Here is a 14,541-nt window from a genome sequence, read left to right as displayed (position 1 = left end):
CCCATTCCCCATTCCCCATTCCCTATCTGTCGTCGTGTTCTTCCATCAAGCTTAGACCCGACAGCGGGCGGTAAGCATAGTTAGGGCGCGATGTTTTTTGGATGTCATCCTTAATCATTTCTAAATCGATGTAGCGATCGGCTACATTAATTAAACTGTCACTGGTCATCGATCGCAAACTCACGACTTCCACCCGCACACCGCGATAGCTCACAGCATCCACAGCATAGGCCAAATCGCCGTCACCGCTGACCAAAACCGCTGTGTCGTAAGACCCGACTAAAGCCATCATGTCCACAGCAATTTCTACATCCAAATTGGCTTTCTTAGAACCATCTGGTAACTGCACCAAATCCTTAGAAATCACTCGGTAGCCGTTGCGACGCATCCACAGCAAAAACCCCTGCTGTTTCTCGTTAGTGCGATCGACACCAGTATAGAAAAAAGAGCGTAACAGCCGTGAACCGGCTGTTAAACGGCACAATAGCTTAGTGTAATCAATTTCTATGCCTAACTGTAAAGCCGCGTAAAAAAGGTTAGAGCCGTCAATAAAAATTGCTACTCGACCCCGATTTTCGAGAACCTGTTCCGGTGTAAAAAGGTCGTTGCTTTCTATTCTATTCAACATGATTGTTATGCCTCAATTTTTATGAAAGATTGGTTAAGGAAAAAAGTGCTAATTCATAATCTGTCATAGCACCCCGATCGCTGGCTGCGAACTATGACGGTAATGTTTCCAACAGTTCGAGCCGCTTAAACACTGGTTGGGGTTCCCCCAGAGTTTGGTTGGCTGGCATTGCGCCCCAGGCAGCATGAACTGCAAAAGTCGCTGAACTGTTAACGGCAACCCGATCGTTAAAGTCAATTGAAAAACCTAGCTGCTGATAGATAGCGTTGCTGATATTAGGAAGAATCGGCGATAAAAGGTAAGATGCCAGTCTAACAGATTCCAGAACAGAATATAGCACTTGTTGGACACTTTCGAGCTGTCCTTGCTTGTACAAACTCCAAGGTGCTTGTACGTCAATAAACTTGTTCCCGGCTCTCACTAATGCAAGTACAGCTTCGCAAGCCTTGCTAAAAGCCAATTCTTCGTAAAAACCCGCGACTCGATCGCCCAAATCCAGGCTCATACTCTTGAGAAGGTTGTCGCCGGAAATGTTATCTGCTGATACATTGGGCACTGAGCCTCCGCAATATTTGCGAGCCATGTTTAAGGTGCGGTTGAGCAAATTTCCCAAATCATTTGCTAGCTCAGCATTCAATATATTGATAAACCGAGTTTCGTTAAAATCGCCGTCTTCTCCGAACTCAATTTCTTTGAGGAAATAGTAACGCACTGCATCAGCGCCGTATTTATTGACCAATTCGACTGGGTTTAAAGTATTTCCCTCCGATTTCCCCATTTTTTTGCCGTCTTTGGTCAAAAAACCGTGAGCGAAGACGCGGCCCGGCACCGATATACCGGCTGACATCAGCATTGCGGGCCAGTAAACTGCGTGGAAGCGGAGAATATCTTTGCCGATCAAGTGTAGGTCAATCGGCCACCATTTCGATAAAGCATTCTCTAACATCGGATCGCTGTCCGGATCTAGCAAGGCTGTGACGTATCCCAGCAAAGCGTCAAACCAGACGTAAATGGTGTGACTCGAATCAACCGGTATCGGCAGGCCCCATTCGAGATTCACTCTCGAAATCGAAAAGTCTTGCAGGCCGGAGTTGACGAAGCTGAGCACTTCGTTGCGCCGGCTTTCCGGGGCGATGAAGTCGGGACGTTCTGCGTACAAGGCCAGTAGTTGGTCTTGATATCGCGAAAGGCGAAAAAAGTAGTTTTCTTCGTCGCGCCACTCAACTTCCTTGCTGGTGTGGACGGAACACCGATTTCCCGGTAACAAATCCCGCTCATCTTTAAATTCTTCGCAGGAGACGCAGTACCAGCCTTGTTGCTGGTTCAAGTAGATGTCGCCGGAGTTCCAGACGCGCTGGAAAAATTCTTTGACAATGTACTCGTGGCGGCGCGAAGTTGTGCGGATGAAGCGATCGTACTGGATATCGAGTTGTTCCCACAGCGTTTCAAAGGCCGGAACTACTAAGTCGCAGTGAGCTTGGGGCGATCGTCCCAAACTCTCGGCGGTGCGCTGAATTTTCTGCCCGTGTTCGTCAGTCCCGGTAATCATCAAGACCGATTTGCCCCGCAGCCGCTCAAATCTGGCTAGGGCATCTGCGGCCATAGTCGTGTAAGCGCTGCCAACGTGAGGTAAATCGTTTACATAGTACAGAGGCGTTGTGATTGCAAAGGTATTCTTAGTTTGATCGGTCGATTTCATTGAATGCTAAAAGAAAATTCCCTAAATTGAGTTTCGATCTTAACTCAGCGTTTAAATCTTTGATGGAGCCGCAATCAAGCTAAATTTACTGCAAGTTATTTGCATTTGTCTAACCAGAGCTATTTCCAAAAGAAATATAGCTTTCATATCAACACTAATCTTTTTTAGTTGTTTTTGACGAACTCTCTAAAATGTCTTAATATTTTGAAATTTTACTGACTTGTGCCTCCCTAGGATTCTCTGTCCCGCTTCCTTAATTTTTGGATGGCCAAGGTGCGATCGCCCCACTTGCCATCTCCCAGCCTGAAACTAAGCTATCGAGCTCTTAATCGCCTGCAAATCCTTACTGTTTTCGATCGACCCAGGGAGGCAGAAACCCAGTTTTTTAGAATAAAAATCTCTCGTGAAGCGCGAGTGGTTTAGTTTATTGGCCCAACCAGAACCTGAAAACCAAGATTTTTTGTCAATCAACCCTGGTTTTTTCGATGTTGCAAGCGGCTTTGGGGCACAAAAAAAGCCAAACTACTTAAACTTCGGGCGATCGCATTAGCGTGCATCTAACAAGGTATTAACCCATATTCCGTACCCTGGCTGTTTCACCGTGCAATCACTGAGAACAATCGATTTTTTCAGCGAGCGATCGGGCTTTTTCCCGATTTGTTTGCGTAAATATACGGTTTAAAGTATAATTTATAGCTTAAATGCTATATCTAAAACCGTAAAAACCGAACGTAACGGTTGAGGGTGTCGAATGTGGGATATAAGGAACAAAAATTTAATAACTTAAACATCGGCCGCGCTTTTCTCTTTCCACAAGCCGCGAGGTAAAGAGAAGCAGAGCCTTGCCTATCTGCATTACCAGGCTCTTAAGTAATTGGACAGAATTAATTACACACTGATTTTTTGCTGATTCTTTACTAGGCAAGGCTTGTAGCCCAGAGTTTTGTGTAATTAATTGTGTCTTACTACTTATTCGTAACGAGCAACAATTGAGGGTGCCGAATGTGGGCTCTAACTTTCAAAACCCTATTTCTTGAAACCATGAGTCGGGCGGGCGCTCTTACCCCGCCCCAAAATTAAATTTAAATGCCGTGACAGCTTATCCTTCTGGAAAATTAACTCGATTTCCGCCCATAGCTTCCGACAAATAATCTGCTGCAGCTTCGACCACCGCGATCGCATTTTCGTAAACCATCCGCGTCGGCCCCAAAACCCCAACACTACCCACCGGCACCGATCCCCGGCGGTAAATCGAAGAAATCAGAGTACAGCCGCGAATTGGTTCTAAGGAATTTTCCGAGCCAATTCGCACCGTTACCCGCTTCCCTGACTTCTCCAAATCCGGCGATTCAAAAATCAAAGGCCAAAGCAGTTCCTGCTCTTGTTCGAGCAATTGCACGAGGGTTTGAACTTGCTGCAACTGCGAAAACTCAGGTAAGCGCAGGGCTTCTGCCAAACCGCCGATCAGAATTCGCGTGTAGGTGGGATTGCTTTGGCGGCTGCTCAAAGCAGCCAGCATGGTTTCCATCCATTCTGCGTAGAGTTCAAAGTCTCGGTCTAACTCGCTCCAGTCTACAGTTGAGAGTTCCGAGATCGATCGCCCCCGCAGCTTGCTGTTCAAAAAATTTGACAAAATCTGCAATTGGCGATCGACAATTTCCTCATCTGGCCAGCTACCATCTGCGTGCTTGGGTAACTGCACCAACACCGAATGAGTTTCGTAAACATCAGTCACCACGATCAGCATCACTTTTCCCGCCTCTAGCTGCACCAGTTGCAAGTGGCGCAAGCAAGCCGTATTGGTTTGCGGTATCGTGATCATGGCAATGTAACCGCTGATAGTTGCCAGGATTTGAGCAGCGCCGCGGAGTGCGGCATCCATGCGGCCGTCTGACCAGTTGAGCTGGTCTAGTACCTGTTCAACTTTGCGGGCTAGGGTATCAGAGGGCTGAATCAACTGGTCTACATAAATTCTGTAGCCGGAATCAGAGGGGACTCGTCCTGCCGAAGTGTGGGGCTGATATAGCAGTCCAGCTTTTTCTAGAGTCCCCATAGCATTGCGAATTGTAGCTGGGCTGACGCTGAGGTTGAATTCGTCAACCAAAGCTTTTGAGCCAACGGGTTCCGCTGTAGCTATGTAGTGGCGAACCGTTGCCCAAAGGATGTGTTGTTGCCGATCGGTGAGGTTAACGCGCACAGATATTTAAGTAGAATTACAATTTACAGTTGAAAGCCACTATTGATTGAAAATCTCTGTCGAGAGGGCGATCGGGCAGAGTTATCTAATTAACATAACAGATTTTAGGTTGAGGAAGAAGTCAGTTGTTATTGGTTATTCGTTATTGGTTATTGGTTATTCGTTATTGGTTATTGGTTATTCGTTATTGGTTATTCGTTATTGGTTATTGGTTATTCGTTACCAATAACCTCCGATGCCCCATGCCCTGCGCGGGCCGATGCCCCATGCCCCAATTCCCCATGCCCTATGCCCTATGCGCCATGCCCCATGCCCTGCGCGGGCCGATGCGCCATCCCTCCGCTTCGCGCTCGCCCGATGCCCGATGCCCCATGCCCTTTAAGCGTGTTCGTGAAGAATATTTTGCAAGTAACTAGCCACTGCATCTGGCTGTTCAACCATTGCCAAATGACCGCTATCAATCTGAAGGACATTCTCGCCGCAACCTTGGAACATCCAGTGAAAGCTAGCCAAATGCAGCACGTATTTTGGTTCCATAATTTTGTCTTTACTGCCGGCAATAAAATAAACAGGCTGCTTGAGTTGGGACACTATTTGCGGCAAGAGGTGAATCTCCGCTTCTGTGGTGGAGTCCAACAAAGCCCGCAAAGCTGCGTCAGGATTGGCTGCCACGAAATCTATCAAGCGCTGCCTTCCCCAACATCTGCCGATCGATCTTGCCACAGAATCGCGGGCAAACACGAAATCTGCTAGCGGCAAGTGAGACAGCCAGCGGGGACGCATTTTCACTAGCTGCTTGCCGACCGCTCGAAAGCGCTCGAATTCTTCCTTTAGATAGATGCCGCCGCCTGCATTGATGCAGACGACACCTTTAACGCGATCGGAAAATTGGCCGGCGGCCCAAAGAGCGATCGTACCGCCGAGAGAGTGTCCCACCAACCAAGCATTAGAAATATCTAGTTTTTCGAGTAAAATTTCCAAATCGCGAGCGTAAGCTGCGGGAGTGTAGCAGGAATCGAGCGGTTCCGAAGGCCCCGGATGACCGTCGCCGTCCGGTTGAGAATCGCCAAACCCGCGCAAATCGTAGGTCAAGCACTGATAGTTTTGTGCCAAGCGATCGGTCACAGGTTGCCAGTAGTGGCGGCTTAACAGCCAGCCGTGGACAAATACCAGAACCGGAGAAGTTGCAGTCGGAGCCGTCAAATCGCAAGCGTGCCGAACCCCTAGGATGTCGATGGTTGCCATACATTTATCCTATCCCGAAATCAACGCTCAAGAACAGATCGATCGCGAACTACCAACTGCCAACTGCCAACAGTCAACTGCCAACCACCTAAAATCGCTCGCCCAGCAATCTTTGTCGCACCCCCTCAGCGATTTTCTGCCCCAGATACTCAGGAATCAAACTTTCATTGGGCCCCAACAAGTAGAGAATCAGGCGAGTTCGCCCCCGCCAAACCAGCAAATTAGCATTTACCACCAACAAATCCTCTTGCCAGATGGCATACATAACTTTGTAAAAAAGTCCAGGCTGATTATCAGCTTCTATCAGCAAAGCTGGCAAGTGGAAAACCGGATCGACGTAAAATTCAGTTGCCACATCTTCCAAACCCGCGTCTAGATTAAATTCCACAGCCAACATCTCTTCAACCTCAAAATGCCCCGCCAAGGCCTCTCGAACTGCCCTGCAGACATTTTCTGCTGTTTTATCTGCCAGCACCTTGCCGCCGCGAGATACTACCAATTTGATAAATACCAGCATTGGCGGGTAAATTTGACCGTACAGACTCAGACTGTGAATGGTCAGCCCGTAGGCCGCCAATACTCCAAAAATGTCGCTCAGGAGAAAAGATTGGTTCCGGTAAGCAAAATGCAGGGCACTTTTATTACCTTCGGCTCTGATTTCGATGACTGCTTGCCGAGTTTTGTAAAGCTGATAAGCTAATTTGAGGTTTTGCAGTTGGATTTCACTACTAACAAATTGCTCGTAAAACTGTGGAAACGCTCGGTTAAAGCGCTTGAGAAGTTCTAGGGTAGATGGTTTTAAACCCGAAGCCATAATTGAGGGGAAGGTGCGGGAGATATACTAGGTATTTGCTCTCCCATGCCTTATGGCAATGGGATTTTCGATTTGACGATTCGACTTAAATTGCGATCGCCTCCAAACTAAAACCAGAGGTCAGTAGATTTTAGATTGTAGATTTTAGATTGTAGATTTACTCCACAGATGAATCTGGGAGTTGGAACTCTTGTCTAAAATTTCTATCTCTCCACGACGGTCGTAAGTGGCACGGTATCCGTTGTTGGGTGGGTAAAATCTGTGTGAGAATGTATTACCAGAAGGTCATGGTTGCGATCTTCGGGTCGTATTTCCCAGCCAGCGTATAAGTTCCGGCGCGATCGGCAGCACTTAAAAGAAGCAATTCCCAAAATGCCTCTGTCGTGAGCCAGCAACAAATTTTACCTTAAGAGCGGATTGTTCGAGCACAGGCTTGCAGAACATTTCTCCCTCACTTGACGAGAATCAAAAAAAGCTCAGACTCAATGTTAGACGACAAATCGCTGCTTTCGGCGTAAGATGAGTTTACCGTAAACTGTTGCTCAAAAGGCTACCCGTAATTTATCCCACGCCGCTCGGAGTGGGTTTGTCTGTCGGGTTTTCTTTCACGTAGTCCAACTTCTACTACCTCAACCGCGCCTGCATGGGTTTTTGGAAAAACTTATTTAGTAGTCCTGAGTCTGCCTCTGTATCCCAAACAGCGGAATTTGAGGAAGATGTGGCCGTCGGGTTAGGCGATCCGCTTTCCCCAACATTTCGCAAACCCGCCAGTGGCAACGCTCGCATCTTTTTCAGTTGCGATCGGGACATCGATCTCTACGAACTCGAAGAACTTTGTAATGCAGTGGGTTGGTCTCGCCGTCCCCTGCGTAAAGTCAAAAAAGCTATTGTGCACAGCTTCCTAGTCGTCTCTATGTGGGAGATGCGGGGCAACCAGCGACGGCTGGTGGGTTTCGCCAGAGCGACTTCAGACCATGCTTTTAATGCCACGCTTTGGGATGTGGTAGTTCATCCTGACTACCAGGGTAAAGGCATGGGCAAAGCGCTGATGCAATACATCATTAAAAAACTCCGCAGTGAAGATATCAGCAACATTACCTTATTTGCTGACCCTCAAGTGGTGGATTTTTACCGAAATTTGGGCTTCATGTCCGATCCGGAGGGGATTAAAGGTATGTTTTGGTATCCAGATTAGCCAGTCAGGTGCAAATCGGCGTTGATTTTTTGAGAGCAAAGTCCAGCATTCAAGATCGACGCTGCTAACACCTCCTCGCCCCCTGCGCTGCGGTAAGTCGATTCGGGTATTGAAGATTTGCTTGCTGCTGGGTGAATCACCAAAGCAGGAACTTTGGTCTCAAATTTTTACCTGTTCGCGAGAGTCCTGCGGGAAACGGTATCCGTGTTTGGGCGGGGTCATTTACGCTCCTGATGTTTCGCAGCATGGCTGCTTTGAAGTGGTGCAACTATTGTCAAACAGCAAAAACTGAAGGTAACTTCGGCCCCGCACCCAAAGCTAAAATAAAAAAAGCTTGACAAACTGAGGGTGTTGTGTGTTAATAGTTAAAGGATAGCTAACTATCACAACGGGATGTAGCGCAGCTTGGTAGCGCGCCTGCTTTGGGAGCAGGATGTCGCAGGTTCAAATCCTGTCATCCCGATCGCACAATGTTAAATAATAGATAGATTGAAACAGAAACAGTCTCAATCTGTTTACATTTAGTCAAAATGTAAACAGATTAAGGCAGTTTTTGCCGATCGTGTCAAGGTGTCAGTCTTTGCGTTAATGTGTTTCAGAACTGCTCCTGGTGGAAAAACATGAAATCATTAGTTCGTTTCGGCGCAATATTGGGAATTGTCGGCTGCGCTCTGCTAGGGCCACAGCCAATGGGTAAGATGTCTGCACTGGCAATTCCCGAACCACAAATTTTGGAAAAATTGCGATCGGTGCCAGTATTTACAATTACAGACGCTCAAGGTGCGCCCCTGATCGCTTCTGTACCCAAACAAGGTCAAGGTCAAACTGGCAATGCTTCGGTGGCGGGAATTTTTATCAGCCAGAAAGATGCTCAAGCTTTTGTCGATCAGCTCAAAACCAGAAATCCTCAGTTGGCTGCATCGGTGCGCGTGATGCCGGTGTCGCTGGGGGAAATTTATCAAATCACTCAAGCCAATAAAGGCAAGCCGGATCAGGTGCAGTTTGCTTTTGTGCCGGCTCCGCAGCAGGTGCAGTCGGCTAAAACTGTACTTCAGCAGACTGGGCAACAAGTTAACGAATTCAACGGTGTACCCCTGTTTTTGGCCAGAGGGGGCGCGGAAAATGGTTATTTGACGATTCAACGGGGCCAGCAAGAGGTGATTCCTTTATTTTTTAATAAGGAAGAATTGCTGGGAATGGTGGAGCGTTTTAAGCAGCAGCAACCCAACATAACGACCTCGATTAAGATTGAGGTTGTGAACTTGGAAAGCGTTTTGGAAGCTCTGCGTACTGAAAACGACCAGTTTTTGACCCAAATGATTTTGGTGCCGTCGCGGGAGTCGCTGGAATTTGTGCGATCGCTCCAACCCGCCGGTGCTGGCCAAAATCCACAGGTGGCTCCAGCCTCTCCGGCTCCAGCTCGACCGGCTCCAGCCTCTCCGGCTCCAGCTCGACCGACTCGCTAACTGTTAGTCATTGGTCAGTAGTCATTAGTCAGTAGTCATTAGTTACAGACAGAATTTACGCAAGAAGTGGTTTCATGCACTACTGATAATAGCGGTAAGGTGCGGTGTGGATCGAAGCCTACATAATTAGGTTTTGCATTCAGGATTAAGTTAGTAGGTTGGACTGCTCGACTCAACCTACTATTTACCAATTCCAAATGACTAATGACTAATGACTAATGACTATAGCCTTTCAAGCTCTCATATGAGGTAATATGCGGCCTAGGGCCTAGGGCCTAGGGCCTAGGGCCTAGGGCCTAGGGCTATACTCACTTTTTTGATAACCAACAACAAATAACCAACAACAAATAACCAACAACCAACAACCAATAACAAATAGCAAATAACAAATAGCAAATAACAAACAACAAACAACAAATAACAAATAACAAATAACAAATAACAAATGACTAATTCTCAATTACTAAAAAATCTGATGTTTGTTTCCGGTTTAGAGTTGTGGCAGTGGGTGAATCAAGCTAAGACGGAGGCGATCGCCTGTGACATTCCCAATTCAGAACTCGACTGGCTGCTGCAAGAGCTGGCAGGTTTGGATAAATTGGCTCTGCGTTTGGAGTCGTTTAAAGATTTGCCAAAAATTGAATTAAAGTTGTCTTTACCTGAACTCGATCGATTGTGGGAGCAGCGCTTGCAGGAACGGGTGCCCGTGCAGTATTTGACGGGAGTCGCACATTGGCGGAATTTTTCGCTGAAAGTAACGCCGGCGGTGCTCATTCCTCGTCCTGAAACGGAATTGCTGATCGATTTGGCTGTGGATGCTGTTAAAAGTTGTTCAATCGATCCAAAATCGCATTGGGTGGATTTGGGTACGGGTAGCGGGGCGATCGCGATCGGTCTAGCTTCGGAGTTGACAAATGCTACAGTTTATGCAGTAGATTGTACTTCGGAAGCTTTGGCAGTGGCTCGACAAAATGCTGAGAATTTGGGTTTTGGCTCGCGAGTTAATTTTTATCAAGGTTTGTGGTGGGAACCCCTAGAATTTCTCAAGGGCAAAGTTAGTGGCATGGTGTCTAACCCCCCTTACATTCCCAGCAGCACCGTGCTGACTCTGCAACCGGAAGTTTTGAAGCACGAACCTCACCTAGCCTTAGACGGCGGTTTTGACGGGTTAGAGTGCATCCGGCATTTGGTAGAAACGGCTCCCGATTATTTAGAATCGGGGGGAGTTTGGGTGGTTGAGATGATGGCGGGACAAGAAACGGCTGTGGCTGATATGCTGGAAAGTCACGGGAGTTATGGTCAAGTTCAGATATTTTCTGATTTAGCGGGAATCGATCGCTTTGCCTTAGCCTATCGTCTTTAGATTGCCCAAATATGCTGTAATTTTAAAACAGACAAGATTCGATTTATACACATTCCTCTCTTGAAATGATCTGCGTTAATCTGTGTCTATCTGCCTGAAATCTGCGGTTGACAGGCTCGCATCAAAAATTTATGCAAAATCTAAAATCTACCATCTAAAATCGGATGACCCAAGTTTCGCTCGACTCCTTGATTCAAGGGGCAATTTCAGGAGATTGTATTGTCAGTTTTCCTACAGATACTGTACCCGCTTTGGCTGCGCGGCCCGATCGCGCGGAGTTGATTTTTGCAGCTAAACAGCGCAGTCAAGACAAGCCGCTGATTTTGATGGCAGCATCATCCCAAGCTTTGTGGCCTTACGTGCAGGGGAGTCCGGCAGAATTAACATTCTGGCAGCAAGTGGCCCAATCCTATTGGCCTGGGGCGTTAACTTTGGTGCTCCCAGCTTCGGCAAAAGTTCCCGCTGCGATGAATCCGATCGACCCGACTACAATAGGGCTACGAGTGCCTAATTTTCCCCTTGCCCTCAAGATTTTAGAGCAGACAGGCCCTTTGGCTACTACCAGTGCTAATCTATCCGGCCAAGCGCCTCGGTCGTCGGTGGCAGAAATAGAAGCGCAGTTTCCCGAAGTCTTGACATTAGTTGCTGCTGAATTAACAACAGCAACAACAGCTTCGAGTTTGCCTTCGACTGTGGCGAAATGGACTGGTGGTGATTGGGAAATCTTGCGACAGGGCGCGATCGAGCTAAAATGCTAAAAGCTAAACTCCTAGGCAAAGCAATATGGCGCCGATCGGCTGGAGCGACTTGATATATTTAGGTATGGGATTAGGACTGGGTTGGGGAAGCAGTTTGATTTGGCGCGGGCGACAAAAAAGCTCGCAACAGCCAGAACCTGTGTCCCCTATGCCGCCAACTCCTCAAGAAATTAACTTAGAGAAGTTTGATGCCTTGGCTGAGCAACTGAAGCAAACTCAATTGGCTTATCAGATGGCATCGGAGATGAGTCTATTTAAGGGGGGCTTTTTGGCTCGAACTTCTCACGAGTTGCGATCGCCCCTGAGCACTATGATTGGTACGCTGCAATTAATTCTGTCGGATTTGTGCGACGATCCTGCAGAGGAACGAGAGTTTGTCGAACAAGCTCACGTTGCAGCACTCAAGCTAGTGAAATTGATAGATGAAATTATCTCTGTTGCTAAAACTGAACACGGCACTGACACGATGGATATTGAGCCGATTCAGTTAGCTAAGGTTTTTGATGAAGTTGATGATTTAACTTACTTGCAAGCTGCTAATCGCAGCATTCGTTTGGAGATATTGCCGCCCGATCCGGGGATTTATGTATTGGCAGATTTGCCCAGATTTCGGCAAGTTTTAGTTAATTTGGTAGATACTGCTATTGCTCAGATGGATGAGGGGAGTATTTCTGTTTCGGCCCATTGTTCGCCGGAATCTGGATGCGTTCATATTTGGGTGGACGATCAGCGTTCCATTAGTGCTTGGAGCGAGTCTTGGGATTTGCTAAAGCATGATTTGGTATCGGATGCTAATAACAACAGCGATAATTCTAAGGTGTCTTCTGGCATGAGGTTATTGATGAATCAGACTTTATTAAGTTTGATGAATGGAAAGTTGGAGGTTCTAGCTGTGCCTTCTGAGTCTGAAGATTCCAATTTTAATCGCACTCAGTGTTCTATTCCTTTGGCAACTTTGTGAAGTAGTCAGTAGTCAGTAGTCATTAGTCAGTAGTCAGTAGTCATTAGTCAGTAGTCATTAGTCATTAGTCATTAGTCAGTAGTCATTAGTCAGTAGTCATTAGTCATTAGTCATTAGTCATTAGTCATTAGTCAGTAGTCAGTAGTCATTAGTCATATCGTTTCCGCTTGCATCGTCAGGTGATTTAACCTTATTAGTACACAGAGTACACAGAGGGAGAGGATATATATCTGAATCATTCCGATCCTACCGGATTTGATATCATTAGTTATTAGTCATCAGGAAGAAGGAAACAGATTGTGTAATTGATTTAACGGAGGGAGGGAAGAGGTAAACTATTTGTAAATAGTATGGCGTGCATTGCACGCCATACTATTTAGAGATTTTGGTTTAAGTTTTGTGCTTGTTTAACAATTAGAAATTAGCAATTCGCCCTTGCTAATTTCTAATTCGATATTCTCGTCTAGAAGCTGATTTTCAAGTACCATTGTGGTGCTGGCGTTGTGCTGAAAACCGATGCGCTCGTAGAAGCTTTGTTTGTAGGTTGTCATCAAGTAAACTCGCTCTACTCGGCACATCCGAGGATGACTCAAGACTGTTTGGACTAATTTGCGGCCTAGTCCTGCACCTTGGTAATCTGGGTGAATGGCGACATCCCAGATGGTGGCTCGATAGATGCCGTCGGATGTGGCTCTAGCAAAGCCGATCGCCCGCGAGGCATCCCAAACTGTTACCACTGGTTCGCTGTTGGCGATCGCAATTTCCCAATCTTCTATCTTGCGTTCCCTCGCCCAAAAGGCGGCTGCTTTAAATAGTTCTTGGATTTGTACGATGTCCGCGCGATCGCGCTCTATGCAAAATTGAATGTGACTGGAATCCCTACTGGTTGATGTCATGCTCAATGTGCCTTTAATTTTTATCTAAACTCTGTTACTTTTACTTTCTTAACCGGCATAGTTGATTTTGTTGGGGAACTATCGACGATTAAATTCCCGATTTACAAAACTATTGTTATTCATACATATTATCTAACTAATTTCAGTGATGATTAATACTATTTTGTGTAAATCTTGTGAAAAAAGTCGGACGGCGGTTGAAACAGCTTCTTCTCAAGCAAAGTCTGCCTCTGCGGACTGAAGAAGATGAGCGCGTAATTTTTACCTCGTTTTCTTCAACCCGCTTAGCATCGGTTTGGTTTGACGCTGAGGCGGTTTCAACCGCCCGTTATTCCGACTCCAAACGTATTGGGGCATTAGGTGGGGCTCAGTTTTGCAGCCAGCGGGCCGCATCTTTGGCGTGATAAGTCAAGATCAAATCAGCACCAGCACGCTTAAATCCTGTCAAGGTTTCCATCACTACTCTTTCTTCATCAATCCAACCGTTAAGGGCGGCGGCTTTCACCATCGCATATTCTCCAGAAACGTTGTAAGCCGCAACTGGTAGGTTGGTTGCTTCCTTAACGCGCCAGATGATGTCCATGTATGCTAAAGCCGGTTTAACCATCAGCATATCCGCGCCTTCGGCAATGTCGAGAGCAATTTCTTTGAGAGCTTCGCTGCCGTTTCCGGGATCCATTTGGTAGGTGCGCCGATCGCCAAATTGAGGAGCAGAATCCGCCGCATCCCGGAACGGGCCATAATAAGCTGAGGCATATTTTGCCGCGTAAGACATGATAGGAATATCTTCAAATCCGGCACTGTCCAATCCTTCGCGAATTGCTCCGACAAAACCGTCCATCATTCCCGAAGGTGCAATAATATCTGCACCGGCTCTAGCTTGAGCAACGGCGGTTTTTTTGAGCAATTCTAGTGTCGGATCGTTCAAAACTCGGCCGCTTAAATCTCCGACTTCCAAATAGCCGCAGTGACCGTGACTGGTATATTCGCACAGACAAGTATCAACCATGACAATTAAATCGGGTACGGCGGCTTTCACTGCTGCGGTAGCTTGTTGGACGATGCCGCAGTCGTGCCAAGCACCAGTCGCATCTGTATCTTTGTCTGCAGGAATGCCGAATAAAATAATCGCGGGAATGCCGAGGTCGTAAACTTCTTTTGCTTCTTCTACGATTTTGTCTACCGATAGCTGGTAAACTCCGGGCATCGATGTAACTTCTTTGGCAACAGCTTGCCCCGGTACGGCAAATAGAGGGTAAATTAAATCGCTGGTTGTCAAGATATTTTCGCGTACCATCCGGCGGAGTTGGGGATGGTTG

At 46.9% G+C, this 14,541-nt stretch carries 14 protein-coding genes and 1 tRNA gene; 7 read left to right on the top strand and 8 right to left on the bottom strand.

Annotated features, from left to right (window positions below):
• Positions 1-22: 22 nt before the first annotated feature.
• From IQ263_RS25350 to IQ263_RS25330, 5 genes are all read right to left on the bottom strand, one after another.
• Positions 23-628 (bottom strand): LabA-like NYN domain-containing protein, encoded by a 606-nt coding sequence (locus IQ263_RS25350; protein WP_006631885.1) that lies wholly within the window; start codon positions 626-628, stop codon positions 23-25.
• A gap of 91 nt (positions 629-719) precedes the next feature.
• Positions 720-2,327 carry a methionine--tRNA ligase gene (gene metG, locus IQ263_RS25345; protein WP_194070872.1) on the bottom strand — a complete coding sequence of 536 codons (1,608 nt, stop codon included), beginning with the start codon at positions 2,325-2,327 and terminating at the stop codon, positions 720-722.
• Positions 2,328-3,426: 1,099 nt separating this feature from the next.
• A complete protein-coding gene (gene hrcA / locus IQ263_RS25340; RefSeq protein ID WP_445286302.1) occupies positions 3,427-4,530 on the bottom strand; it encodes a heat-inducible transcriptional repressor HrcA in 1,104 nt (367 codons plus the stop codon).
• Positions 4,531-4,902: 372 nt separating this feature from the next.
• On the bottom strand, positions 4,903-5,769 hold the full coding sequence (locus IQ263_RS25335; protein ID WP_194070870.1) for an alpha/beta fold hydrolase: 867 nt from the start codon (positions 5,767-5,769) through the stop codon (positions 4,903-4,905).
• 88 nt (positions 5,770-5,857) lie between these two features.
• The gene (locus IQ263_RS25330; protein WP_006631881.1) at positions 5,858-6,583 is read right to left on the bottom strand and encodes a hypothetical protein; all 726 of its coding nucleotides are present in this window, start codon (positions 6,581-6,583) and stop codon (positions 5,858-5,860) included.
• A gap of 643 nt (positions 6,584-7,226) precedes the next feature.
• Here IQ263_RS25330 and IQ263_RS25325 point away from each other — a divergent pair.
• On the top strand, positions 7,227-7,778 hold the full coding sequence (locus IQ263_RS25325; protein WP_194012712.1) for a GNAT family N-acetyltransferase: 552 nt from the start codon (positions 7,227-7,229) through the stop codon (positions 7,776-7,778).
• On the opposite strand, the gene IQ263_RS28945 is transcribed toward IQ263_RS25325, so the two are convergent.
• The gene (locus IQ263_RS28945) at positions 7,775-7,918 is read right to left on the bottom strand and encodes a hypothetical protein (RefSeq protein ID WP_228050353.1); all 144 of its coding nucleotides are present in this window, start codon (positions 7,916-7,918) and stop codon (positions 7,775-7,777) included. The genes IQ263_RS25325 and IQ263_RS28945 overlap by 4 nt on opposite strands.
• Before the next feature lie 249 nt (positions 7,919-8,167).
• Here IQ263_RS28945 and IQ263_RS25320 point away from each other — a divergent pair.
• From IQ263_RS25320 to IQ263_RS25300, 5 genes are all read left to right on the top strand, one after another.
• Positions 8,168-8,241 (top strand) — tRNA-Pro (locus IQ263_RS25320).
• A gap of 157 nt (positions 8,242-8,398) precedes the next feature.
• Positions 8,399-9,244 (top strand): Tic22 family protein, encoded by an 846-nt coding sequence (locus tag IQ263_RS25315; RefSeq protein WP_194012713.1) that lies wholly within the window; start codon positions 8,399-8,401, stop codon positions 9,242-9,244.
• Positions 9,245-9,689: 445 nt separating this feature from the next.
• Complete coding sequence (prmC, locus tag IQ263_RS25310; RefSeq protein WP_228050352.1) at positions 9,690-10,607, top strand: peptide chain release factor N(5)-glutamine methyltransferase; 918 nt, start codon at positions 9,690-9,692, stop codon at positions 10,605-10,607.
• Between the two features lie 164 nt (positions 10,608-10,771).
• On the top strand, positions 10,772-11,365 hold the full coding sequence (locus IQ263_RS25305; protein ID WP_194070869.1) for an L-threonylcarbamoyladenylate synthase: 594 nt from the start codon (positions 10,772-10,774) through the stop codon (positions 11,363-11,365).
• Between the two features lie 25 nt (positions 11,366-11,390).
• Positions 11,391-12,326: a sensor histidine kinase gene (locus IQ263_RS25300; protein WP_194070868.1), complete on the top strand. Its 936-nt coding sequence runs from the start codon at positions 11,391-11,393 to the stop codon at positions 12,324-12,326.
• 407 nt (positions 12,327-12,733) lie between these two features.
• Here the strand turns inward: IQ263_RS25300 and IQ263_RS25295 are convergent, their stop codons facing one another.
• Positions 12,734-13,222, bottom strand: a complete 489-nt coding sequence (locus IQ263_RS25295) for a GNAT family N-acetyltransferase (protein WP_194070867.1) — start codon at positions 13,220-13,222, stop codon at positions 12,734-12,736.
• A 176-nt stretch (positions 13,223-13,398) separates the two neighbouring features.
• Here IQ263_RS25295 and IQ263_RS25290 point away from each other — a divergent pair, with 176 nt between their 5' ends.
• On the top strand, positions 13,399-13,626 hold the full coding sequence (locus IQ263_RS25290) for a hypothetical protein (RefSeq protein WP_194070866.1): 228 nt from the start codon (positions 13,399-13,401) through the stop codon (positions 13,624-13,626).
• Here IQ263_RS25290 and hemB read toward each other — a convergent pair.
• Positions 13,590-14,541: porphobilinogen synthase (hemB, locus tag IQ263_RS25285; RefSeq protein ID WP_228050351.1), on the bottom strand; the 952-nt coding region annotated here is incomplete at its 5' end. The genes IQ263_RS25290 and hemB overlap by 37 nt on opposite strands.

This window comes from Tychonema sp. LEGE 06208, from assembly GCF_015207505.1.
In the GTDB taxonomy this organism is placed as follows: Bacteria; Cyanobacteriota; Cyanobacteriia; order Cyanobacteriales; family Microcoleaceae; genus Microcoleus.
Note: the sequence above shows the minus strand (reverse complement) of the source record. Positions and strands in the feature narration are given on the sequence as shown.